The sequence below is a fragment of the Pseudomonas fluorescens genome (assembly GCF_001307275.1).
In the GTDB taxonomy this organism is placed as follows: domain Bacteria; phylum Pseudomonadota; class Gammaproteobacteria; order Pseudomonadales; family Pseudomonadaceae; genus Aquipseudomonas; species Aquipseudomonas fluorescens_AA.
Genome location: NZ_CP012831.1, coordinates 5,045,842 through 5,069,425 on the forward strand (window position 1 = coordinate 5,045,842; position 23,584 = coordinate 5,069,425).

Below are 23,584 nucleotides of genomic sequence, written 5' to 3' on the forward strand. Positions count from 1 at the left end.
AGGGCGCGGCGCAACTGAATGCGATTTTTAAACAGCTACAGAGGAGATGAGCATGGAACGCGACAACGACAGCAGCGCCTACATCACCACCACCCAGGCGCTGGAAAGCCTCTACGGCCCCGTCGCGACACCCTCGATGCTCAAGGAAGTCGACCATATCCATCCGGTTTACCAGCCCTTCATCGAGGCGGCATCCTTTGTGATTCCTCGCTTCCTCAGGCCCCGGAGGGCTGGATGCGTCTCCGAGGGGTGACGCGCCGGGGTTCGTTCATGTCCATGACAGCAAGACGCTGTATCTGCCCGATCGCCGTGGCAACAACCGTATCGATTCGCTGCGAAATATCGTCGAGGATCCCCGGGTCGCGCTGCTTTTCCTCGTGCCCGGCGTGGGGGAAACCTTGCGCGTGAATGGCACGGCCAGGATATCCGTCGAGCCAGCCCTGTTGTCCCGCTTCGCAGTAAAAGGACAACTCCCTCGAACCGTTCTGGAAGTCACCGTAACCAGTGTTTATTTCCAGTGCAGCAGGGCAGTGGTCAGGGCGGGGTTGTGGGACGTGAAGCGGCAGATCGAGCGCAGTGCATTGCCCACGGCAGGCGAGGTGTTCAAACGCATCTGCCCATCACAGGTCGATGGCGACGCTTATGACAAGGCACTGCCGGAGCGTGTTGCCAATACGCTTTACTGACGGTTTTATAAAACACTTCAATACCCAGGCCCGAGAAGCCCTGGGTATTGCCTGTTGTTATCGATAAGCCGAGATGGCAGTTCCCCGTAAGATCATTTGTTTGAAATGACCTCACTCATGTATTGATGCAGATCGCGCAGGTCGTTGACGCTCCAAGGGTGCGGCGGGATCTTCACGCCATTCTCTTTCAAGGTCCTTGGAATCAGGTTTCCATTGGGGCGAAGTATGATTGAAGAGACAATCACACCCGGGTAATCGGTCAGTCGTTTCTTGAAGGCGGGTGTCGTAAGGTCGGGGGTTGGAGGGTTGCTTTTCCTGGCCAATGGTCCTGTTCCCTTGATATCCGCGCCATGGCACACCGCACATCTTTGTAGATAGAGCGTTTTCCCATTGGCGTTGTCCGCGAAGGACGCTGACGCTTGCATGCATGACAGGATTCCAAGTAGAGCGACGAATGATGTTTTGATGTTCATGTGACCTATTCATGGCCGAGCGTTTATCGGTGGTAGCACCGAACGCGTACAGCTGTGCATGTAATTGGGCGTGACTGCGGGATAGGACAGCTTGGCCGTTAAACCACGTTAGATCTAAGGTTAACAAACGCGATGATTTGGGGTGGGGCATGAGGATAGGCGAACTGGCGAGAATCAGTGGGTTGGCGCCTTCGCGCATCCGTTTTTACGAAGCGAGCGGCCTGATCAAGTCTGTCGAACGCAAGGCCAATGGTTATCGGGACTACGCCCCCGAGACGGAGTGGATCCTGGAGATCATCACCGGCGCACAGGCAGCGGGGTTTTCATTGGAAGAAATCCGACAATTGCTGCCGGTCGATGCCAGCGGCTGGCAGCATGAAGAGTTGCTCAGTGGGCTCAGGCGCAAAGTTGCGGAGATCGAAATCCTCCAGCAACGACTGGCCCAGAATAAAGCTCAGCTTTTGTTGGTCATTGATGGTATCGAGGGTAAGCCCGAAGGCTTGGGGTGTGCGGACAACACGCAGCTGTTGTTGCACCGATTGCGCGAAGAGAGTGTGGCGCCTGCCAAGAAAAAAGCGGCTCGCCAGGCCCCAGAACACAACCCCAGAAATCACCAGGCCTCGTTGCGGGAGCTGAAAAAAGGGGGTTGACCTTAAAGTTCACTTCAAGCTTAAGGTGGCCCTACGTCAAATGAGGACCGCCCCATGAATGTGTTCGATGCCCTGATGCTTCCCAATGGTTCCACTCTCAAGAACCGAATCGCCAAGGCCGCCATGGAGGAAAACATGGCGGATGCCGAGCAGGCACCCTCCGAAGAACTGATGCGTCTCTACCAGGCCTGGGCCGACGGTGGGGCCGGCCTGATCATCACGGGCAACGTGATGGTCGATGGCCGTGCCATGACCGGTCCGGGCGGCGTGGTGCTGCAGGATGACCAGCAATTGGACAAGTTCAAGCGCTGGGCGCGTATTGGTCGATCCGCAGGTGCTCAATTCTGGCTGCAGATCAATCACCCCGGTCGTCAGATGCAGGCAAACCTTGGGCAGAAGGCCTGGGCACCGTCAGCCATACCGCTGGAATTGGGCACATTGTCCAAGCACTTCGCCACGCCGCACGCGATGACTCAAGAGGTGATCGAAGAGGTTATCCAGCGCTTTGCGCGCACCGCGCACCTGGGTGAACAGGCCGGTTTCAACGGCGTGGAAATCCATGCCGCCCATGGCTATCTGTTGAGCCAGTTTCTTTCGCCGCTGAGCAATCGCAGGACGGACCAGTGGGGCGGTTCCCTGGAGAATCGGGCGCGTCTGTTGCTTGAGATCGTCAAGGCGGTGAGGGCAGTGGTTTCTGTGGACTTTGCAGTGGCGGTCAAACTGAATTCTGCCGATTTCCAACGGGGAGGATTCACGGCCGATGACGCCAGGGAGGTGGTCGAACGGCTCAATAACCTGGGCGTGGACCTGGTGGAATTATCCGGCGGCAGCTACGAAGCACCCGCCATGCAGGGTGAGGCCCGCGATGGTCGCACCCTGGCGCGCGAGGCCTATTTCGTTGAGTTTGCCCGTGATATCCAGGCTGTCGCCAAGATGCCCATCATGGTCACCGGTGGCATACGTCGACGTCCGGTGGCCGAAAGTGTCGTCCAGAGTGGGGTGGACATGGTGGGCATCGGAACGGCCTTGGCCATCGATCCGCACTTGCCTCGCGATTGGCTCCAAGGCAAGGACAATGCCCCTCAGTTGCCACCGATCACTTGGAAGAACAAAGCCGTCGCGTCCCTGGCCAACATGGCTGTCGTGAAATTCCAGCTGCGCAGGCTCAGTCGACAGGGAAAGACCGATCCTGATGTATCGCCGTTACGCGCGCTGATCTTGCAGCAGCTTGGCATGGCATGCCGCACTCGCCAGTACCGGCGCTGGATAGAAAAACGTTCAGCGTGACGCGACGCCGTGGCTGCTCAAGCCCCGGCCACGGCCTCGCGCACGAAGTCTTCATAGGTGCGTAGTGGGTGGATTCGTCAGGAACAGTCGAACCTCACCGGCTTCTGCAGATGTTTCTCTTGAAGCACTCAAGACAAATCGTGCAGATCCTTGCCAAGCGCTGGCCCAAGCGTCCAGTCCGAAAACAGCACTTTCAATCCACCTCGCTTGGGGCTGCAAGCCATCGGGCCGACCCGGTAATTCGGTGCGACAGGGAAGGGGCATAACCGCACCAACGGCCAGTGGCTGCCGTCGGACGAAACCTGCAGCCGAAGCACGCCGTCGGCCACCGTGGCGCGCATCCAGAAGTCGGTGGGGTCTGCGGTATAAGGGCTGGTCGCCCAGTCGGACTTTCCATCCGTGAGCACGCTGCTGAGCATGGCGTGTCCGTCGCTCAGCTCGATACCTGCCTTGACCCATTGCCGCTCGTTGATCCGGACCATGATGCCGGCTTGGTCGTACAGCGCCTCGAAGGTGCCGCGGATACGGAATTGGCAGGTGAAGCGGGAGGGGGCTTCAAGGCCCAGGAAGTGACCGCTGTCGTGGGTGAAGCCGTAGTAGGTCTCGCGCCAGAAGTCCGTTTCTTTGTCTGTTAGCAGTTCCAGCGTGGTTTCTGTGGGCGTATAGATCTTCGGTTCATTCAGCCATGAGCCGTTGAGCAGTGCTAATTCCAAAGCAGACTCCTGTCGTAGTGCGGTTAGGACCTATCCCTCAACTATGTAACATTTTTCAGCCGTGCGCTGACAGGTGAGTTGATGAAAACCTGTGGCGAGGGAGCTTGCTCCCGCTGGCCGCGAAGCGGCCTTCTAACAAGCGCTGGGAGTTGACTGGATATACCGTGTTGGCAGGTTTCGGGACTGCTTCGCAGTCCAGCGGGAGCAAGCTCCCTCGCCACGGGGTTTTGTGTGGGTCGATGGACCGAGGTGTCAGCTTTAGGGCCGCTTCGCGCCCCAACGGGGATAAATCCCCTCGCCACCAGGATAAAAGGAGGGCTGATTTATTTGCTTGAAAGTAGTTCCGCTCCCTTATCGATCCTCCTTTTGTTATTTGTACTGCCAGCACTAGGCAGGCTTGGAGGTCTTTACGATGCGGCAGGCTTGACCGCAGCTGATTTTCTCGCCGCAGGTTTCGCGTCTGGTTTAGCCGCCGGTACGGCTGGTTTTTTCGCGGCGGATTTAGCTGTAGGTTTTGATGCAGCGACCGATGGTTTTCCAGCTTTTGGAGTCGCAGCTTTGGAAACCACCGCTAATGTTGCAATCGGTTGTACCGTGAGTTCCACACCCATCGCGGTCATCAATTTCCTGATAGTTTCAAACCGCGTTTTTACTCCAGATTTCAGTAGCTTATAAAGGCTTTCACGATTAATTCCGGCACTCAAAATCGGGCGTCTGGTGGATCTCGTACATTTTCTTATCGCTCATAGTCTCACTTGTAGCCATATGGCTACTCCTGATGGATGGGAGATTGACTGCAGATCATGGTTCTTTTCATCGAACATGGAGCCGACGGTGTCGCTCCGGCTGGCAGTAGGTGCAGGGAAGCGGGGGGGAGTCGATGCCGGTGATGGGGAGGTATCTCTGCATGGGATTGCTCCAGTTGGTATAGGGGGCTGATCCGATACGAAGGTCGCCAAACCCGGTCGCTTTTGGGGGCGACGGGAATGACTTTAGATTTGAGCAACCAAGGCGGACAAGGTGAGGGATTCCGAGAGCTTCGTAGGAGTCGTGAGACTTCCATGTGGAAACGAACCGACGGTCTCAGGTTCTGTAGGAACAGTCGGATCACGCCGGTTTCAGCAGGTCTCGTAGTGCGGTTAGGACCCTTCTTTAGCGGTGTAACATTTTTCAGTTTGTGCGCTGACAGGCAAGATCGATGAGGACCTGTGGCGAGGGAGCTTGCTCCCGCTGGCCGCGAAGCGGCCTTCTAACAAGCCCTGGGAGTTGACTGGATACACCGTGTTGGCAGGTTTCGGGACTGCTTCGCAGTCCAGCGGGAGCAAGCTCCCTCGCCACGGGGTTTTGTGTGGGTCGATGGACCGAGGTGTCAGCTTTTAGGGCCGCTTCGCCAACGGGGATAAATCCCCTCGCCACAAGAATGGTCAGTGGGATACCGCCAATCCAATGGCTTTTGTGGCGAGGTTGCAACTACCCTTCGAACTCCGTCTTCAACATCGTCAAAAACGCTTCCCTGGCAGGATGCCGGCCAGCGTTTTCATGCCAGTAGAACAGGTTATCGATGCCCGTCAGCTCAGGGAATTCATACCCTGTCCAGCCAGCCCCCTGGCGGTATTGCTCGTAGATCCCGCGAGGCACCAGCGAGACGCCGGCACCGGCGCTGACGCAGCCGACGATGGCGCCATAGCTGGCGATGCTGATGATCGGTTGCACTTGGTCATGGCGCAGCAACCACTGCTCCAGGGCAAGGCGGTACGGGCAGCCCGGGGGCCACATGAAGATGGCCTTGCCTTGCAGGTCGGCGGCGTTGCGCAAGGGGCCGTGGGATTCGGAGGCGATGAGCATCAGGTCTTCGCGGTACATCACGGCGCGCTTGAGCCCCGGCCGTTCCACATCCACCGCCACGATCACACCGTCGAGCCGGTGGTGCTGGGTATCGTCCAGCAACTGCGCCCAAGTCCCCGTGCTCAGTTCCAGCGACACCTGAGGATACTGCGCGTGGTACTTGGCCAACAACTGCGGCAGGCGCCCGGTGGCGCTGGATTCGATGGCGCCTATGCGCAGCGGTCCGCTTGGCGTGTGGCTGGGGTTTACCGCGCGGCGGGCTTCTTCCGTCAGGCCGAGGATTTTTGTCGCGTACCCCAGGAACACTTCGCCCGCCGGGCTGACCCGCAAGCCGCGACCTTCACGAAAAAACAACGGTATACCCAACTCCCGCTCCAGGGATTTGAGCCGTGCCGTGATGTTGGACGGCACGCAGTGCAGCACTTCGGCGGCACGGGCGATGCTGCCGGTGTCGCAGACGGTCTTGAGCATGCGCAGTTGGGACAGTTCCATGGCTCACCAAAAGTGAATGGTTGGCTGAGTTTAAGTCACTTGTATTGAGGAAGGGTGGTTTTGATACTGCGGCGTAAATAGACCAGACGCTCAGTGCGCAGGAACTCTGGATGGAAACCCGTTGTGTGCCGTTTGACGGCTTGAAGAATCCCGGCAGACCCCGCGTGAAAGTGATTCTGGCGACGCTGTTCGTGATTCTTTGCTGGGCCTATTCGCCGATTGGTATTCGCATCGGCCTGCAGGCCTATGAACCGGGTCAGCTGGCGTTGATGCGGTTTCTCATCGCTTCGGTGTTCATGGCCGTCGTCGCGATAGCGAAGGGTATTTCCCGGCCACGTCTCGGGGATTTGCCGTTGCTGGCGGTATTGGGTTTCTTTGCCGTGAGTCTGCACCACATCGCCCTCAATTACGGTCAGCGGGGCGTCAGCGCAGGGGCGGCCAGCGTCCTAGCCCAGTCCACGCCGTTGTTCAGCACGTTGCTGGCGCATTTTGTCTTCAAGGACAGAGTCGGTGCTTGGCAATGGGGCTGTGTACTGTGCGGCTTGCTTGGCGCTGCCGTGGTCGTCACAGGGGATCGAGGCTTGGGTGATATGGACGCCCGTGGGCTATTGATCCTCCTGGCGGCGCTGTCCTGGAGTGTGTATTTCGCTTTGCAGAAGCACCATACCCATCGCTACGACGGCTTGACCCTGGTCTGCTACACCGTCTGGTCGGGCACGCTCCTGTTGTTCATTTTCGCGCCGGGCATGTTGAGCGCGGCGCGACAGGCTTCGGCTTCGGTGAACCTGGCGGTGTTGGTTCTCGGTATTTTTCCCAGCGCGCTGGCGTACCTTGCTTGGGCTTACGTGCTGGCCCACAGCAACGTGAGCCGCGCTTCCACGGCGCTTTACCTGATACCGCCCACGGCGATGTTGATGGCTGGTCTAATCCTGGCCGAACGCCCAGCGGCGATGGTGATGGTTGGGGCGGTTATCGTGTTGGCGAGTGTGCTTGCGTTGAATGTCGGGCCGGCGAGTGTGGCGAGAGCCGGCTGATTCTGTAGTGGATGTGGGCAATGATGTTCGATGCTGTCCTGTTTAGGGCTACTGCGCAGCCCAGCGGGAGCAAGCTCCCTCGCCACGGTTGTGTTTCGAGCCAACAACTTTCGATCGCTCCCGTGCGTGGGAATGCCACCAGGGACAATCAACGCACCGCCACCTTATTTTTTAACCTGATAATCCTGGCCCCACACGCGCACGGTGTTGATTTTCTCGTTCAACCCTTCAAACACAAACTTCTGCCGCACGGCCGTCTTCGGCGGAATGGTGACTTCATCCGGGTTTTCAAACCCTGCGAGTTTGTTGGCGTAACCGGCCTGGTCGATGGCGAGCAGGGCGCCCGTCTGGCCGAGGTTGATCAGGCGCAGTTGCGTGTCGGTACTGTTCTTGAAGCCGAGGGTGATGCTGAAGGTGTCGTCGACGGGCTCCAGCTTCAGGACTTCGATGGTGACGCGGTCTTTCAGTTGCTCATTGGAAGAAATGATCGCGGCGCCATCGGCGCCCTGGGCCGATTCGCGGCCATCGAGCACGCCTTCGCTGACGCCGCCCAACAGGTTCTTGCCGGCGGTAATGAAGCTTGAAACGGCTGCCTTGGTCGAGTCCTTGATGAGGCTGCCGTCGGTTGGCTCGCCTTCGGCGAAGCACAGCGAGCTGAGCAAAAGGCTGGAGACGAAGAGGGTGGAGCGTGACGGCAGAAGGTTCATACCTGAGTCCTTGAGGGGGGCAGCGATATCGCCCGTCAACAGGGCGAACGGCAATGATAGCCGTGATCATGGGCCGCTAGCGATCTGCTTCCTTGAGTTTTTCCGACATCTTCACCAGCGTTGCCAACGAGTCCGCATTCATCTTGCGCATCAACGACCCGCGGCGCACTTTCACGGTCACCTCGCTCAAGCCCAGTCGGGCGGCCACCTGCTTGTTCAACAGCCCTGACACGACCAGGTCCATCACCTCGCGCTCGCCGTCAGTCAACGCGTCATGCCGACGTTTCAGCGCGTCGACACTCGCCGCGGCCTTGCGCCGTTCCTGGTCGCGGTTCAGGCCCAGGGTGATTGCATCGAGCAGGTCCTGTTCGCGGAACGGCTTGGTCAGGAACTCCAGCGCCCCGGCCTTCATGGCTTTGACGGACATGGGAATGTCGCCATGGGCGGTGATGAACACCACCGGGACCTGGATATTCAAACGCGCCATTTCCTGCTGGAAATCCAGCCCGCTCAGGCCCGGCATGCGCACGTCGAGGATCAGGCACGCCGGGACGTCCGGCCGTTCGGCGTCCATGAATTCACGGGCCGAGCCGAAGGCCATGCTCGCCAGGCCCACGGAGGCCAGCAGGTCTTGCAGTGAAGCCCGCACCGAAGGGTCGTCGTCGACGATGAAGACCCTCGAGTCGGCCTGGTCATGCATGTCAGTCTGGCTCATCGGATTCCCTTGTGACGGCGGGCAGGGTGAAGTGAAAGGTCGAACCTGAGGGCGAATGGCTGGTGGCCCAGAGTCGTCCGTCATGGGCCTCGATGATCGAGCGGCTGATGGCCAACCCCATCCCCATGCCGTCCTGCTTGGTGCTGTAGAAGGCGTCGAACACCCGTTCGCGGTCGCTGGCCGGCAAGCCATTGCCTTGGTCGGACACTGAAAAGAGCAGCTGCCCAGGCGACTCGAGCGTCACCTGAAACTGCAGAATCCGCTGGTCGACGTCAACCTGACGCATGGCGTCGAGCGCGTTCATCGCCAGGTTCAGGATCACTTGCTGGATCTGCACTTCGTCCGCCAGCATCGGCGGCAGTCCGTCCTGGACCTGCACCTGCACAGTGATGTTCTGCTCGTTCAGCTCGCCCGTCATCAAACGCAACGCGGCATGGACCGTGTCGGCCACGTTCAGCCACTGCTTCGTCGGTGCTTGATGCCGGGCCATGCCGCGCAACCGAGCGATGATGTCGCTGGCCCGGTGGGTGTCGGCGATGATCCGCTCCACCGCCTGCCGGGCCTTGGGCAGGTTGGGCGGCTCGGTCGCCATCCAGCGCAGGCAGGCACCGCCGCTGGTGGCCACGGCAGCCAGGGGCTGGTTGACTTCGTGGGCGATCGAGGCGGCGAGCTCGCCGAGCATGTTGATGCGGGCGATGTGTGCCAGGTGGGCACGGGTCTGGTGCACCGTGCGCACGGCGGCCGAGAGTCGCAGCGCCAGGTACGTGGTGCCGGCGATGGCCGCGAGGCTGATCAGCACGTTGATCAGCCCGGCCTCCGTGTCGCCAAAACGCGTCAGTCGATAGCTCAGGATCGTCAGGACCATGCAGAGGATCGCGACCCCTGCCACGGCACGTGCCGGCAGGATTCTCACCGCGATCAGCACCACCACGATCTGGAAGACCCCGACGGCGATTTCCAGGTCGGTGACCGTATCGATCGCCGCGATGCCGAGGGCCAACCCCAGCAGGAGCAGCAGGCGCAGGGTCAGCTGGGTCCTTCTCATTGAATGTCCATCGCGCATTGCTCCAACGACCGATCCACGCAGTTTATACCGCAGCACCTCAGGATGGATTGTCCAGGCTGAACTGATCGGCCACTTCGTCATAGGCGAACAACTCGGCGTAGCGTCCCCATTGCGTGACACAGTCCAGCGTAATAGCGGCATCGTGCTCGGACATGAAATCTTCCAGTTGGTCTCGGAAACGCCTGGCCGGTGCAGTGCGGGTGGGGCGGTCGTCCAGCACCCGACGCACATGCCCCACCAACGGCACATATTTAAGCAGGTGTCGGGCAAACAGGTGCTTGCGCTCATCCACCGCTGACTCGGCGTAGCGCAGCCCGGCCGGCAGGAGGGTGATGTGGCCGTCCTGCAGGTCGGCCAGGCGCAGGAGCTGCAACACCTCGGCGACCGGCAAAAGATCACTGGCGGTGTAGCGCAATGCGTCGGCGAGCTCGCGCAAATCCGCTTGGCCGGCAAACGGCTGATCCTGCACCGCTTCGATCAGCCCGGCCAGGGCATTGCTGGAAATCGACGGCAGGACCATGCCCACGCCGCTGCCTGCAAAGGTCTCCTGGCGTGCGGAGCCGACATTCGCGCCGCCGGCCATCTGCACGTAAATGTGTTCGACCAAGGCTTGGAACGCCGGGTCGGCGCGATTGCGCGGCTGGCTGAGGTCCACGGCGATCTCACTCATGACCCGCCCCGGGTTGGAGGAAAAAATCAGTATCCGGTCACACATCAGCACGGCTTCTTCGATGTTATGGGTGACCATCAGGATCGACCTGATCGGCATGCGCCCCTCACGCCACAACTCCAGCAGATCGGTGCGCAGCGTTTCGGCGGTCAATACGTCCAGGGCGGAAAACGGTTCGTCCATCAACAACACATCCGGATTGACCACCAGTGCGCGGGCCAGGCCGACGCGCTGGCGCATGCCGCCCGACAGCTCCTTGGGGAAGGCGCTTTCGAAGCCGTCGAGGCCGATCATATCGATGGCGCCCAGCGCGCGCCGACGTCGCTCAGGCGCCGCCACGCCTAAGGCTTCGAGGCCGACCTCGACGTTCTGCAGCACCGTCAGCCAGGGGAACAGGGCGAAGCTCTGGAACACCATGCGCACCGAACTCGCCAGCCCTTGGGCATTGGGCGGAAAATCCACCACCCCCGTGGTGGGCGAAATCAGGCCGGCGATGGAGCGCAGCAAGGTCGATTTGCCGGAGCCCGAACGCCCCAGCAGGCCGACGATTTCGCCCTCGTCCAGGCGCATGCAGACATTGTCCAGGACCCGGCGCTCGGCACCGCCGGCCGTGCCGTAGACATGGCCGATTTGCTGCACATCCACCAGGCAGCGTTTGTCTATCACTTGCATGGGATTGCCCTCAATCAATTCGAAGCCGACGTTCGGCGAAACCGTACAGCGGGCGCCACAGCAACCGGTTGAAACCCACCACGAAAATCGACATCACCACGACGCCCAGGGCCACCCGATGCAGATCCCCGGCCGTGGTGGCCTGGGCGATAAAGGCCCCCAGGCCGGACGCATACAGATGCTGATCGCCCCAGGACACCGCCTCGGCGACGATGCTGGCGTTCCATGAGCCACCCGCTGCCGTGAGGGCGCCGGTGATGTAGTAAGGGAAGACGCCCGGCAGCGCGACCTGGCGCCACCATTGCCAGCCGCGCACGTGGAAGCTGCGCGACGCCTCGCGCAAATCCGTCGGCAGCGCGCTGGCACCGGCAATCACGTTGAACAGGATGTACCACTGGGTGCCCAGGATCATCAGCGGCGAGAGCCAGACATCGGGGTTGAGTTTCAGGGCGACGATGGCGATCACGGCAAACGGAAACAGCACGTTGGCGGGGAAGGCCGCCAGCAATTGCGCGACGGGTTGCAGGCGTTCGGCCCAGCGCGGGTTCAAGCCGATCCAGACACCGATGGGCACCCACACTACGCTGGCCAGCACGATGAGCACGCTGACTCGCAACAGGGTGGCCAGGCCCAGGCCGAAGGTACTGGCGACGTCATCCCAGCCCAACGTGCTGCCAATGAAGCGCGACAAGTGCAGGATGCCGGCGATGCAGGCCGCGGCAACCAGGACGAGCCAGGCCAGGTCGGCGGCGCGGCTGACGCGGGCGCTGGTCTTGAAGCGGAGGGACGGCAGCCGAGGGATCTTCTCCAGAAACAACGACGCCTTGAGGCTGCCCAGCGCCAGCAGCACCAAGGGCACCAGGCGAGTCGAGCGCAGCAGGTCATAGACCCTGGACCGTGGGCGTTTCTGGGAGGCGGTCTGTTCGAAGCGGAATTTGTCCGCCCAGGCGACAATCGGCCGGAAAAACAGCAGGTCATAGGCAATGATCACCCCAACCATGGCCAGCACCGCCCAAGCGATCGCGGTGATGTTTTGCTGCTCGATCGCCAGCGCCAGCCATGAACCGATGCCCGGCAGGCTGACGGTGGTGTCGCCGACGGTAATGGCTTCGGACGCGACGACGAAAAACCAGCCGCCGGACATCGACATCATCATGTTCCACACCAGGCCTGGCGTGGCGAAGGGCAACTCCAGCCTGACGAAACGTTGCCATGGCGAAAACGAGAACTGTCGGCTGACGTCGTAGAGATCGTTGGGCACGGTTCTCAGCGATTGATAGAAACTGAAGGTCATGTTCCAGACTTGGCTGGTGAAGATGGCGAAGATGGCCGCGCACTCCACGCCGGTTTCCTTGCCCGGGAACAGTCCCATGAAGAACACAACGGTAAAAGTGAGAAAGCCCAGGACTGGCACGGATTGGAGAATATCCAACGCCGGCAGGATCACCATTGCCGCCTTGCGGCTTTTGGCTGCCAAGGTGGCAATGACCAAGGAAAAAACCAATGAAACAAACAAGGCGATGAACATGCGCAACGTGGTGCGCAAGGCATATTCCGGCAGGTGCACCAGATCCAGGGACAGTGGCGAAGCGTCCAGCACGCCGAGGGGCTGGTTCATCTGATCCAGGCCATGGAATACAAAGGCAGCCAAGAGCACCAGGAGGCCCAATGACGCTATGTCGGCGCGCCAGGAATGGGCAGGGAGTTGTTCTCTGTTTTTGAAGGGCGTCAATGCAGGTGCAAGGAATGAAGGGCGCATGGATCACCTCTATTACGCTTTGAAAACCAGGGCTGCGACCACACTTGCGATCAATGGACGTGATGAAGTTGAAGCGCACTTGAGCGGGGGGGCGTTAAGTGCCCGGCAAGATTAAGTGTTGCCCGGGGCGATGACCACGCTGACATGGGACATGAAAATATACGTTGGTATATCCGTTCCCTTCGGTGAGAGAAGCATGCAGTAGGGCTTTATCTTTTTTGCTCACTGACGTTGCGCGAGGAGGGTAGAAGGGCGTGCGTCTGATCCGTATTTTTCTGCGCCAGGTGCCTCTGTAATGAACCCGGGCCCGGCCCCAGAATAACCACGCGGTTAGCCTAGTGAGCTACCCGTGTACTGCAATTTTTTGGTCCAGGAGTACTCATGGCGAAGATGGCGATTTTTCTAGGTGGGTTTTTGGCACTGACTCTTCTGATCGGCGTACTGGCGACGATTTCGCCCGTATAGGCACAGGCTGTTGAAGCTTCTGTGACGAGGGATTGCTCCTCGCCACAACTCCACTGTGGTTTTGATTGCCTTTGTGGCGAGGGAGCTTGCTCCCGCTGGGGCGCGCAGTGGCCCTGACGCCCGCACCTCGGTCTAGCATTTTGGGGCTGCTGCGCAGCCCAGCGGGAGCAAGCTCCCTCGCCACAGGGCGGCTCCTGTTGCAATTTTTTGGTCCATGCGTGCTCATGGCGAAGATGGCGATTTTTCTAGGTGGGTGATTGCACCTCGCCACAACTCCACTGTGGGAGCGAGCTTGAACTGGCCTAATGATTTTGGACACTTCAATCGGGCGCTATGATGGCGCCCAAATCTGAGGTGTTTTGGTTATGCGTAAATCTTACTCCAGTGAGTTCAAACTCAAGGCGGCCAGCATGGTGCTGGACGAGGGACAGTCGGTTCCCGAAGTCTGCGCCAGCCTGGATATTGGGCCCACGGCGCTTCGCCGCTGGGTCGATCAGGTTCGCAAGGAACGCTTGGGTTCGACCCCGGTGGGCGCCAAGGCGATTACCGCTGATCAGCGTGAAATTCAGCAGCTCAAAGCGTTGCTCAGGCAAAAAGACCTGGACATTGAAATCCTAAAAAAGGCCAGTGCTCTCCTGCTTTTGGACTCCAAAGATCATTCTCGTTGATCAATGAGCTGGACGAGCAGTACGGCGTTAACAATTGCTGTCGGGCGTTTGGAGTCAACCGCAGCAGCTTTTACGCCTGGCGTCAGCGCCAAGGCAAAGTGAAGCCCGAGCGGGAGAAACTTAAAGCCGTGCTGGTCGAGCATCACAAGGAGTCCAGAGCATCCGCGGGGTCTCGCACCCTTTCCAAGGAGCTGCAAGCAAAGGGACATCGTGTCGGGCGGCATATGGCTCGCAGCTTGATGCGCGAAGCCGGTGTTGCCAGTCGTCAGCGCCGGCGGCACAAGTACAAATCTTCCGGCGTGGAAGCGTTGGTGGCGCCGCACGTGCTCAAGCGCAAGTTTGATGTCACGGCGATCAACCAGGTGTGGTGTGGCGATGTGACGTACATCAAGGTCGGCAAGCGCTGGATGTATTTCGCGGCGGTGCTGGATCTGTTTGCTCGCCGGATCGTGGGCTGGTCGTTTTCAATGATTTCCGATGCCTCGCTGACCTGCGAAGCGTTGCGAATGGCGGTGCAATTGCGAGGTTGCCCAAAAGAGGTGCTGTTTCATTCCGATCAAGGCTGCCAATACACCAGCCACAAATTCAGGAATGAAATGCGCAAGCATGGACTCCTGCAAAGCATGAGTCGCAAAGGTGAGTGCTGGGACAACGCCCCGATGGAGCGTTTCTTTGGGAGCCTGAAGTCAGAGTGGGTGCCAGAAGATGGCTACAGCTCGGAGCATGAAGCCCGCGTGGATGTGCAGCGTTATGTGATGCGTTACAACAACGTCAGACTCCATAGCTACAACGACTACCGGTCGCCGGTAGCTATGGAGAAACTGGCAGCATGAAACCGTAACTGGTGTCCAAAATTAGTTGACCAGTTCAGCTTGCTCGCGATAGCGGTGGTTCAGCTTGCATCCGTGTTGAATGGGCTGCCGCCATCGCGAGCAAGCTCGCTCCCACAGGTTTTGATTGCCTTTTTAATGCTGTTACCGATGCAAGATCACCTGCGCGATTTCCTGCAACCCCATCACCCGTTGCGCCGCATTGAGTTTGATCGCTTCCTTGGGCATGCCGAAGACCACGCAACTGGCTTCGTCCTGGGCCACGGTGCTGGCGCCGGCGTCGAGCATTTCCTTCAGGCCGCGGGCGCCGTCGTCGCCCATGCCGGTCATGATGATGCCGGTGGCGTTGCGGCCGGCGAATTTGGCGACTGAGCGAAACAATACATCCACCGAAGGGCGGTGACGGTTGACCAGCGGGCCGTCCACCACTTGCACGTGATAGAACGCGCCGCTGCGGGTCACCATCATGTGTTTGCCGCCCGGGGCGATGAGCGCCAGGCCCGGGTGGATGCGGTCGTTGTTGCGGGCTTCGCGCACTTCGATCTGGCACAGGCTGTTGAGCCGGGCGGCGAACGAGGCGGTGAACTTTTCCGGCATGTGCTGGACGATGACGATGCCTGGGCAGACCCGTGGCAGGGCGGTGAGCACCGCTTCCAGGGCCTGGGTGCCGCCGGTGGAGGTGCCCAGGGCGACGATGCGTTCGGTGGTCTGCGCCATGGCATGGCCGTTGGCGGCGGGCAGCATGGCGTCGGCGTTGAGTTTGATCGCTGGCGCCAGCGCCGTCGGGGCGGGGCGTTTGCCGAGGTTGCGCACGTTGACTTGGGCGGCGGCACGGATCGCCGACACCAATTCGGGCGCCGATTCCAACAGAAAATTCTTCAGCCCGGTGGTGGGCTTGGTGATGATTTCCACCGCGCCGGCGGCCATCGCCTGCAACGTCGTTTCCGCGCCCCGGGGCGTCAGCGACGAACAGATCACCACCGGGGTAGGGCGTTCGCTCATGATTTTCTTCAGGAAGGTGATGCCGTCCATGCGCGGCATTTCCACGTCCAGCACGATCACGTCGGGCCATTCCTTGGCCAGTTTATCCATGGCGAAAATCGGGTCGGACGCCGCGCCCATGACGTGGATGTCCGGTGTCTCGCTGAGAATCGCCAATAACACCTGGCGAACCACGGCAGAGTCATCCACCAGCAGTACATTGATCTTTTTTGACATGGTCAGTGCCGGGTCCTTATGGGTTGGTGCCTGACCCACACATCGCCGCTGCGCAGGTCGAAGATGATGCTGCGGTGGCCGGTGCTGCCCATGTCCTGGGCGATCAGGTCGAGGCGATAGAGGGCGGCCATTTCCAGCGCGGCGTTGACGTTCAGTCGCGCCACATCGCCGTAGGGCACATGGCGTTGCAGCTCGGGGAACATCTCCCCGCCGCCGAACAGCTTGAGTTGGTAGTCCTCGGGATCGGTGTGGTGCGCCCGGGCCTGACGGATGAACAGTTCGATGGCTTCGTCGGCGTAGAGGCCGTTCAGTGCGTTGGAGCAGCGCACTCGGCTGGGCAGCATGAAGTGGCACATGGCGCCGATCCTGCGTTCGGGGTGCCACAGCGTGATCGCCACGCAAGAGCCGAGAATCGTGCGCAGGCGGGTCGGGCAGGTGGCGAAGCGAAACTCCCCTGGCGCCAGGTACTCCTCGGCCACTGCTCTGATGGCGGCGTTCATGGTTTGCGGTAAATCGAGGGCGCCACCAGTTTCAACGCGTCGGACACACCGTTGAGACTCTCCGAGTGGCTGACGATGAAATACCCGCCGGGCTTGAGCCGGGGGATCAAGCGCGCGACCACTTTGCTTTTGGTCGGTTGGTCGAAATAGATCATGACGTTGCGCAGGAAGATCACATCGAACTCCCCCAGCTCCGGCAAGGTGTCGTTGAGATTGACCTGGATGAAGTTGACCCGGTTGCGCAACGCCCGGTCGATGAGGAACGTGCCTTGCTGGCTGCCGGTGCCCTTGAGGCAATATTTCACCAGCAGCGGCTGGGGCAGGGTGCGGGCGCGTTCCATCGGATAATGCCCGGAGCGCGCCTTGGCCAGCACCTGGCTGCTGATGTCCGAACCGATCACTTCCCAGGGCGTGGTGCCCAGCCCTTCGGCCAGGGTCATGGCCAGGCTATAGGGTTCTTCCCCGGAAGAGCTGGCCGCGCTCCACAGGCGGAAGGTCTTGCCCGGCGTTGCGTGGGGCAGTACGTGTTGGCGCAGGAAATCGAAATGCTTGGGCTCGCGGAAAAAATAGGTTTCGTTGGTCGTCAGCAGGTCCAGCGCCACTTGTAATTCATCGGTGCGCTGACCGTTCATGATCAGCTTGAAATACTCGCCGTAGCTGTCCAGCCCATAGTGCTTGAGGCGTTTGAACAGACGCCCGGCCACCAGGGCTTTCTTGGCCTCGGACAGGCTGATGCCGGCGGCCTGGTACAGCCAGGACTGAAACTGGCTGAATTCTCGGTCACTGAGCGCCAGCGCGTTTGCCGGGCGTTCCTTGCAGGTATCGGTGTTCACGGGGCATCCACTTCCAGCGCGTTCGGGCTGGCTTCGGCGAGTTGGGACATTTCGTCGATGGACAGCACGCGGTCCACCTCCAGCACGATGACGAACTTGCCATCGACCTTGGCCATGCCACTGATGAAATCGGCTCGGATCTTCGCGCCGAAGCTCGGTGGCGGCTCGATCTGCGAGGCCGGGATTTCCAGCACCGCCGACACCGTGTCCACCAGCAGGCCAATGTCCTGGGCCTGGCCGTCGGCGCTGGACGCCTCGATGATCACCACGCACGAGCGCCGGCTGATCGCCGAATTCGGCCGACCGAAACGGGCCGACAGGTCGACGACCGGCACGACCGCGCCCCGCAGGTTGATCACCCCGCGCACGAAGGTCGGCATCATCGGCACCACGGTCAGGTTGCCGTATTCGATGATTTCCTTGATGCACAGGATGCCGATGGCAAACATCTCCGTGCCGAGCATAAACGTCAGGTATTGCGCTTCTTCCTCGACCGCGAGGGCGGTTTGACGTGTGGTCGCGATGGCGCCCATTGCTTTTTCTCCTTTAAGCAAGCCTGTGGAACCGGGCCATCAGAACCGGGTGAATTCCGATTCGTCCGGAGCGCTGGCCATGTTGTAGGCAAACGCCTTGGGCATGATCGGTGCCGGTGCCCGCGCCGGTTTGCGGCCGGAGGAGCCTGGGGTGTTGTCGACCCTGGCAACTTGCACAGCAGACTTGGGCGGCGTGTCCAGGGTGAAGAAGCTCATGGCCTGTTGCAGCTGTTCGGCCTGGCTGCTCATTTCCTCGGCGGTGGCGGCCAGCTCTTCGCTGCTGGAGGCGTTCTGCTGGGTCACCTGGTTGAGCTGGGTCATGGCGGTGTTGATCTGCGCCACACCGGCGGCCTGTTCTTCGGAGGCGGCGCTGATTTCCTGCACCAGGTCCGAGGTCTTGTTGATCGAGGGGACCATCTCGTTGAGCAGGTTCCCAGCCTTTTCCGCCATATCGACGCTGCTGGAGGACAGCTCGCCGATTTCCTGGGCGGCCACCTGGCTGCGTTCGGCCAGCTTGCGCACTTCGGCGGCGACCACGGCGAAGCCTTTGCCGTGTTCACCGGCGCGGGCTGCCTCGATGGCAGCGTTGAGCGCCAGCAGGTTGGTCTGGTAGGCGATGTCGTCGATGATGCTGATGCGCTGGGCGATTTTCTTCATCGCCACCACGGTCTGCTGCACCGATTCGCCGCCGTCGGTGGCTTCCTTGGCGGCTTTGCTGGCCATGCCATCGGTGACCTTGGCGTTCTCGGTGTTCTGGTTGATGCTGGCGCTCATCTGCTCGATGGACGCACTGGTTTCCTCGACACTGGCCGCCTGCTCGCTGGTGGCCTGGCTCATCGATTGCGCGGTGGCGCTGACTTCTTCGGAAGCACTGGCCAGGTTGTCCGCAGCGTTACGCACTTCGCCAATGATGTGCGAGAGCTTGCCGATCATGTTCTGCATGGCGTTGAGCACCATGCCGGTTTCGTCTTTGGAGCCGCCTTCGATTTTTGCGTTCAGGTTGCCTTCGGCCAATTGCTCGGCGACGGTCGCGGCCTGTTTCAAGGGGCGGGAGATGATGCGCGAGATGAACAGCGCCAGGCCCAGGCCCACCAGCAGGGCGGCAATCAGCGCGACGATGATCGACAGGCGCGATTTCTCAAACAGCGCTGCGCCACGCTCGCTGGCGGCGCCAGCGCCGGCGTCATTGAGTTCCACCAGTTTTTGCAGGTCGTTGACCACCAGATCGAATTGACGCTTGGATTCGCCCTTGAGCAGTGCATGGGCTTGCTCGGTCAGGTTTTGCCGAGACAGCGCAAGCAGGTCCTTGCTGACGGCGAGGTAAGCGACCCAGTCATTGCGGGTGGTTTCGAACAGCTGGCGATCTTCCGCGCTGGAGAGCAGTTTTTCATAGGTCGCCATGCGGGTTTCAAACCCCTTTTTGGCTTCTTCCGCTTCTTGTTCGACAGTGAGGCGTTCTTGTTCGGAATCGGCGGTAATGTGGCGGTTTTCCTTGAGGCGATAGTTTGCCCCGTAGAAACGCATGCCCGAGGCCGCACGCATGGACGGCATCCAGTTTTCCCGGATCTCGACGGTGGTGCTGTTCACCTCGCCCAGTTGGATGATCGCGAACACCCCCATGACGGCGGTCAGGGCCAGCACCACAAGAAATGAAGTGATCAGTTTGGTGGCGATTCTAAGATCGTAGAACCATTTCATTGGGAAGTACCTCTCCATGGAAGTGCTAAAGCGTCAGCGAGCGTTGGCTTGTTGTAATTGAGTCGGGGTGTAGCGGTTTTCTGTCTGGGCGATCTGGGTGAGCAATGCCGGTACGTCGAGAATCAACGCCACGGCACCGCTGCCCAGGATGGTCGAGCCACTGATGCCGCGAAGGGCGCCAAACAGCTTGCCCAGCGGTTTGATCACGGTCTGGAATTCACCCAGCAAGTCATCCACCACCAGCCCGGCCTTGAGTTCGGCGTAGCGCACCACCACCACGTTCTGCCGACGCGCGGCCGGGCCTTCGTGGCTGAAGTGATCGCGCAGGTAGACCAGGGGCAGCACCTCGCCGCGCAGGTCGAGGTAGCCTTGCTCGCGGCTGGCGAGCCCATCGTCTTCGCTCAGCTCGATACATTCCTGGACCATGTCCAGCGGAATCACATAGGTCGACTGACCGATGCCCACCAGGAAGCCATTGATGATCGCCAGGGTCAGCGGCAGGCGGATGCGCACCACGGTGCCCTTGCCGGGCTGGCTGTCCAGGTCGACGGTGCCGCGCAGCAGGGTGATGTTGCGCTTGACCACGTCCATGCCCACGCCACGCCCCGAAAGGTTGGTCACGGCCTGGGCGGTGGAAAAGCCGGGTTCGAAAATCAGGTTGTAGATTTCCTGGTCGGTGGGGCTGGCACCTGGCTGCACCAGGCCACGCTCCTGGGCTTTTTCCAGGATCCGGTCACGGTTCAGGCCGGCCCCGTCGTCGGCGATTTCCAGCACGATGCTGCCGGAGTCGTGATACGCGTTGAGGTGCAAGTGCCCCTTGACCGATTTGCCGGCCGCCAGCCGGGCCTCGGCGGTTTCTATGCCGTGGTCCATGGCGTTGCGCAGCAGGTGCATGAGCGGGTCGCCGATTTTTTCCACCACGGTCTTGTCCAGCTCGGTCTCCGCGCCGCTGATGATCAGGTCGATGTCCTTGCCCAGTTCCTGGCTGACATCACGCACCACCCGACGGAAGCGGTTGAAGGTTTCGCCAATGGGGATCATGCGCAGGCGCAGGGCGCCGTCGAGGATTTCTTCCACCAGCCCGGAGACAGACGAGGTGGCTTCCTGCAACGGGTCGTTGTGGCAGGTGCGGGCCAGCAGGCTGGCGCCGGCGCTGGCGATGACCAGTTCGCCCACCAGGTTGATCAACTCGTCGAGCTTGTCGGCGTTGACCCGTACGTAGGTGCCGTCCTTGGCCTTGCTGTCGCTGGTCACCGCTTGTTTGTCGGTGGCGATCTGGGCGGGCATGCGCGGCGTCTTGCGCTGGTCGGACAGCAACTCGCCAGTGGCGACCAACGCGGTGGTTTCTTCGGCCGGTTCCGGTGATGTGGTCACCAGGCCGGTGTTGGCCAGGGGCGCGATGTCGTCATCCTGGGCAACGATCTCGATCTCGCAGTCTTCCCGGACGAAATCGAACACTTCGTTGATCGCCCCGTGGCTGGCGGCCGAGCGAAACGCGATGTCGAAGCCCAGGTAGCAGGACTCCGCGTCCCAGGCATCGGCGGCGGGCAGGGCGTCGGTCAGGGTGGTGAGGTCGACGATTTCACCCAGGGTTTGCAGGTAGCGCAGGAACGACAGCGGGTCCATGCCATTGCGGAACACGTCCTGGCCGAAGCGCAGGGAAAGGTGCCAGAGGCGCGTTTCGCCGGGCTCGCGGGTTTCGGTGTCCTGCGCAGGCGTTGGGGCCGCGGTCGGCGAGGGCGCCTGGTATTCCTGCAGGATCTGGCACAGCTCCACTTCCCGTTGCAGGGCCGGCGGCGGCAGTGCTCCGCCCTGGTTGGCGGCCACGTTGATCAGTTCCAGCATGTGGTCGCTGGACTTGAGCAACACCGCAATCAGGCCGGCGTCCACCTCGACGCTGCCGTTGCGCAGGCGGTCGAGCACGTCTTCGACGATGTGGGTAAAGCTGACGATGGGTTCCAGGCCAAACAGCCCGGCCGAACCCTTGATCGTGTGGGCCGCCCGGAAGATCGCACCGATGGCGTCATCGTCGCCGGGGTCGGTTTCCAGTTGCAGCAGCGACTCTTCCATCGCCTGCAACTGTTCCCGTGCCTCGACGATGAAGGTCTGTTGTGCCTGATCGAGATTGATGCTCACGCTCATTTCCTTTGTCGTGTCCGGCGTCCTAGGCAACCAGGTTGCACAGGGCAAGTGTCTCCGTGACGGCCTGGCTTTGGCCGGTCAGTGTCAGTTGGGTCCCGGCCCGGGAGGCCTCGCGCTGCACCATCAGCAGCAGTTGCAGGCCAGCACCGTCCATCTCGGTGATCTGCGACAGATCGAGGGCCATTCGCGGCGTTGCCCCCAGGTGCGGCAGCCACTGCGCGGCCAGCTCGGCCGCGGTGTAGATCGTCAGCTCGCCGTCGATGTGCACCTGGGCGGTGTCATCCTGTGCTTCGTAGTGCAACGGCATCGGAGCCTCCGGCTATCAAGGAAGGATCAGCTTGGATACCGCCGCCAGCATCTGCGCTGGCTGGAACGGCTTGACCACCCAGGCCTTGGCCCCGGCGGCCTGGCCTTCCTGTTTCTTCGATTCCTGGGATTCGGTGGTGAGCATGATGATCGGCGTGAACTTGTAGCTGGCCAGCTTCTTGACCTCCTTGACGAAGGTGATGCCGTCCATGTTGGGCATGTTCACGTCACTGATGATCAGGTGCACTTTCTGGCCGTTGAGCTTGCCCAGCGCGTCCTTGCCGTCGCTGGCTTCGATCACGTCATAGCCGGCACTTTTCAACGCGATGCCGACCACCTGCCGAACGCTCGCGGAGTCGTCGACAACCAATACACTTTTAGCCATGAGCGGCTCTCCTAAAAGAAGGTTATTTCCTGTGAAGTCTGTTGCGCGCTCGAGTCGCCGTGGTGATTGCGGCGCTGCTCGTCGGTGGCGTAAGTGGTTTCCATGCGCGCCAGCCATTGGCGGGCATCGATGGAGACGGCCTGGTCGGGCGACTGACTGGCCTGCTGCAGATGCACATGCAGGTCCTCTATGTTGTCGCGCACGTGGCTGAGGATCTGGCTGACCCGATCCTGGAATTGCAGGCTGACCAGCACCTCGGTGAGTTCATCGCGGATGCCGAAGCTTTCCCGTTGCAGCATGTCGGCCGAATCGGCCAGTCGGCCGGTGACACTCTTGAAGCGCTCCAGCACCTGCTGGATGCTTTGCTCGGAGGCACTGACCGAATGGCTGTCCTGGTCCGCGCCGCTGGAGGCGGCATGCACCAGTTGGGTGATGGCGGTGTTGATGATGTCGACCTTGGCCGACATCTGCTGGCCGGTCTCGCTGGACTTGCTCGAGAGGCTGCGCACGGCGTCGGCCACCACCGCAAACCCACGCCCGGCCTCGCCGGCACGGGCGGCTTCGATGGCGGCGTTGAGGGCCAGCAGGTTGGTCTGTGCGGCAATCGCCGCGACGTCGGCGGCCATGGTCCGCAGCTCGCCGGTATAGGCCGTCAGGTTGCGCACCTGGGCCAGGGTTTCGTCGCGGCTGGCCTGGGTGGCCTTCAGGGAGTCGATGACCTTGACCAGTTCACCTTCGCTTTGGGCCAGCACCTGCACGGCGCCGCCACCGCTGCTGCCGGCCAGTTCACCGGCGGCCAATTGCGAGGCTTGCACGGTGTCTTCCAGGCGTGACGAAATGCCAGTGAAGCGGCTGGTCAGTGAGACGATCGCGGTCTCGGTCTGCTGCCGGGAGCTTTCGACCTGCTTGGCCCAGATCGGCATGGCACCGAGGATGACGTCGTTGAGTTGTGCGTTGGTTTTAAGGGCCAGGTGCTCGCTGCCTTGCAGGTCGTGGCGGGCCATGGCGGCGGCGAGGGCGCTGTCGAACTGCTGGCGTTGCGAACGCGCACCCCATACGCCAGCACCGACGCCCAAGACCACGATCGCCACACTCAAACCGATGTTTTGCCCACTCGTGCCATTGAGCGCCAGCACGCCAATGCTCGCGGCGATGGCCACCAGCACGGTGCTCCAGAGAATGCGTGGTTGTGATTGGGAAAGGGAATGACCGTGAGAGTACGACGTCATGGTTCGGT

Annotated in this window: 22 protein-coding genes and 2 pseudogenes; 6 read left to right on the plus strand and 18 right to left on the minus strand. The window is 60.9% G+C overall.

Annotated features, from left to right (window positions below):
- Positions 1–52: 52 nt before the first annotated feature.
- Positions 53–686: pseudogene (locus AO356_RS22600) on the plus strand (pyridoxamine 5'-phosphate oxidase family protein).
- 92 nt (positions 687–778) lie between these two features.
- Here the strand turns inward: AO356_RS22600 and AO356_RS22605 are convergent.
- Positions 779–1,159 (minus strand): c-type cytochrome, encoded by a 381-nt coding sequence (locus tag AO356_RS22605; RefSeq protein ID WP_060741638.1) that lies wholly within the window; start codon positions 1,157–1,159, stop codon positions 779–781.
- Positions 1,160–1,308: 149 nt separating this feature from the next.
- On the opposite strand from AO356_RS22605, the gene AO356_RS22610 reads away from it, so the two are divergent.
- Both AO356_RS22610 and AO356_RS22615 read left to right on the plus strand, forming a co-directional pair.
- A complete protein-coding gene (locus tag AO356_RS22610; protein ID WP_060741639.1) occupies positions 1,309–1,809 on the plus strand; it encodes a MerR family transcriptional regulator in 501 nt (166 codons plus the stop codon).
- Between the two features lie 54 nt (positions 1,810–1,863).
- A complete protein-coding gene (locus AO356_RS22615) occupies positions 1,864–3,096 on the plus strand; it encodes an NADH:flavin oxidoreductase/NADH oxidase family protein (protein WP_060741640.1) in 1,233 nt (410 codons plus the stop codon).
- Positions 3,097–3,224: 128 nt separating this feature from the next.
- Here the strand turns inward: AO356_RS22615 and AO356_RS22620 are convergent, their stop codons facing one another.
- The 3 genes and pseudogenes from AO356_RS22620 to AO356_RS22625 form a co-directional block, all read right to left on the minus strand.
- The gene (locus AO356_RS22620; protein WP_060741641.1) at positions 3,225–3,809 is read right to left on the minus strand and encodes a DUF1349 domain-containing protein; all 585 of its coding nucleotides are present in this window, start codon (positions 3,807–3,809) and stop codon (positions 3,225–3,227) included.
- A gap of 407 nt (positions 3,810–4,216) precedes the next feature.
- Positions 4,217–4,510, minus strand: a pseudogene (locus tag AO356_RS33225) (DNA-binding protein); the annotation flags it as partial.
- A gap of 769 nt (positions 4,511–5,279) precedes the next feature.
- Positions 5,280–6,146: a LysR family transcriptional regulator gene (locus tag AO356_RS22625; RefSeq protein WP_060741642.1), complete on the minus strand. Its 867-nt coding sequence runs from the start codon at positions 6,144–6,146 to the stop codon at positions 5,280–5,282.
- A 110-nt stretch (positions 6,147–6,256) separates the two neighbouring features.
- Here AO356_RS22625 and AO356_RS22630 point away from each other — a divergent pair, with 110 nt between their 5' ends.
- Positions 6,257–7,180 carry a DMT family transporter gene (locus AO356_RS22630; RefSeq protein WP_060741643.1) on the plus strand — a complete coding sequence of 308 codons (924 nt, stop codon included), beginning with the start codon at positions 6,257–6,259 and terminating at the stop codon, positions 7,178–7,180.
- A gap of 164 nt (positions 7,181–7,344) precedes the next feature.
- On the opposite strand, the gene AO356_RS22635 is transcribed toward AO356_RS22630, so the two are convergent.
- The 5 genes from AO356_RS22635 to AO356_RS22655 all read right to left on the minus strand — a co-directional run bounded on the left by AO356_RS22635 (position 7,345) and on the right by AO356_RS22655 (position 12,769).
- On the minus strand, positions 7,345–7,887 hold the full coding sequence (locus tag AO356_RS22635; protein WP_060741644.1) for a hypothetical protein: 543 nt from the start codon (positions 7,885–7,887) through the stop codon (positions 7,345–7,347).
- Between the two features lie 76 nt (positions 7,888–7,963).
- On the minus strand, positions 7,964–8,602 hold the full coding sequence (locus AO356_RS22640) for a response regulator transcription factor (protein ID WP_060741645.1): 639 nt from the start codon (positions 8,600–8,602) through the stop codon (positions 7,964–7,966).
- The gene (locus AO356_RS22645; RefSeq protein WP_060741646.1) at positions 8,589–9,665 is read right to left on the minus strand and encodes a sensor histidine kinase; all 1,077 of its coding nucleotides are present in this window, start codon (positions 9,663–9,665) and stop codon (positions 8,589–8,591) included. The genes AO356_RS22640 and AO356_RS22645 overlap by 14 nt, the downstream gene beginning before the upstream one ends.
- 40 nt (positions 9,666–9,705) lie before the next feature.
- Positions 9,706–11,010, minus strand: a complete 1,305-nt coding sequence (locus AO356_RS22650; RefSeq protein WP_060741647.1) for an AAA-associated domain-containing protein — start codon at positions 11,008–11,010, stop codon at positions 9,706–9,708.
- A gap of 10 nt (positions 11,011–11,020) precedes the next feature.
- Positions 11,021–12,769: an ABC transporter permease gene (locus AO356_RS22655; protein ID WP_081015406.1), complete on the minus strand. Its 1,749-nt coding sequence runs from the start codon at positions 12,767–12,769 to the stop codon at positions 11,021–11,023.
- Positions 12,770–13,644: 875 nt separating this feature from the next.
- Between AO356_RS22655 and AO356_RS33130 the strand changes: the two genes are divergently transcribed.
- Together AO356_RS33130 and AO356_RS22665 are read left to right on the plus strand one after the other, a co-directional pair.
- The gene (locus tag AO356_RS33130; RefSeq protein WP_237140769.1) at positions 13,645–13,902 is read left to right on the plus strand and encodes a transposase; all 258 of its coding nucleotides are present in this window, start codon (positions 13,645–13,647) and stop codon (positions 13,900–13,902) included.
- Entirely contained in the window at positions 13,899–14,735 is an 837-nt protein-coding gene (locus tag AO356_RS22665; protein ID WP_060739330.1) for an IS3 family transposase, read from the plus strand. The genes AO356_RS33130 and AO356_RS22665 overlap by 4 nt, the downstream gene beginning before the upstream one ends.
- Before the next feature lie 141 nt (positions 14,736–14,876).
- Here the strand turns inward: AO356_RS22665 and AO356_RS22670 are convergent, their stop codons facing one another.
- From AO356_RS22670 to AO356_RS22710, 9 genes are read right to left on the minus strand one after another with little or no spacing between them, the layout of a single operon-like run.
- Entirely contained in the window at positions 14,877–15,950 is a 1,074-nt protein-coding gene (locus AO356_RS22670; RefSeq protein ID WP_060741648.1) for a protein-glutamate methylesterase/protein-glutamine glutaminase, read from the minus strand.
- 2 nt (positions 15,951–15,952) lie between these two features.
- Entirely contained in the window at positions 15,953–16,450 is a 498-nt protein-coding gene (gene cheD / locus AO356_RS22675; RefSeq protein ID WP_060741649.1) for a chemoreceptor glutamine deamidase CheD, read from the minus strand.
- Positions 16,447–17,283 (minus strand): CheR family methyltransferase, encoded by an 837-nt coding sequence (locus AO356_RS22680; RefSeq protein WP_060741650.1) that lies wholly within the window; start codon positions 17,281–17,283, stop codon positions 16,447–16,449. The genes cheD and AO356_RS22680 overlap by 4 nt, the downstream gene beginning before the upstream one ends.
- Complete coding sequence (locus tag AO356_RS22685; RefSeq protein WP_060741651.1) at positions 17,280–17,816, minus strand: chemotaxis protein CheW; 537 nt, start codon at positions 17,814–17,816, stop codon at positions 17,280–17,282. Before AO356_RS22685 ends, AO356_RS22680 begins: the two co-directional genes overlap by 4 nt.
- 39 nt (positions 17,817–17,855) lie before the next feature.
- Positions 17,856–19,514 carry a methyl-accepting chemotaxis protein gene (locus AO356_RS22690; RefSeq protein WP_060741652.1) on the minus strand — a complete coding sequence of 553 codons (1,659 nt, stop codon included), beginning with the start codon at positions 19,512–19,514 and terminating at the stop codon, positions 17,856–17,858.
- 33 nt (positions 19,515–19,547) lie between these two features.
- Positions 19,548–21,650: a chemotaxis protein CheA gene (locus AO356_RS22695; protein WP_060743171.1), complete on the minus strand. Its 2,103-nt coding sequence runs from the start codon at positions 21,648–21,650 to the stop codon at positions 19,548–19,550.
- A gap of 28 nt (positions 21,651–21,678) precedes the next feature.
- Complete coding sequence (locus AO356_RS22700; RefSeq protein ID WP_060741653.1) at positions 21,679–21,963, minus strand: STAS domain-containing protein; 285 nt, start codon at positions 21,961–21,963, stop codon at positions 21,679–21,681.
- 15 nt (positions 21,964–21,978) lie between these two features.
- Positions 21,979–22,347 carry a response regulator gene (locus tag AO356_RS22705; protein ID WP_003203044.1) on the minus strand — a complete coding sequence of 123 codons (369 nt, stop codon included), beginning with the start codon at positions 22,345–22,347 and terminating at the stop codon, positions 21,979–21,981.
- Positions 22,348–22,358: 11 nt separating this feature from the next.
- On the minus strand, positions 22,359–23,576 hold the full coding sequence (locus AO356_RS22710) for a methyl-accepting chemotaxis protein (protein ID WP_060741654.1): 1,218 nt from the start codon (positions 23,574–23,576) through the stop codon (positions 22,359–22,361).
- Positions 23,577–23,584: the final 8 nt, after the last annotated feature.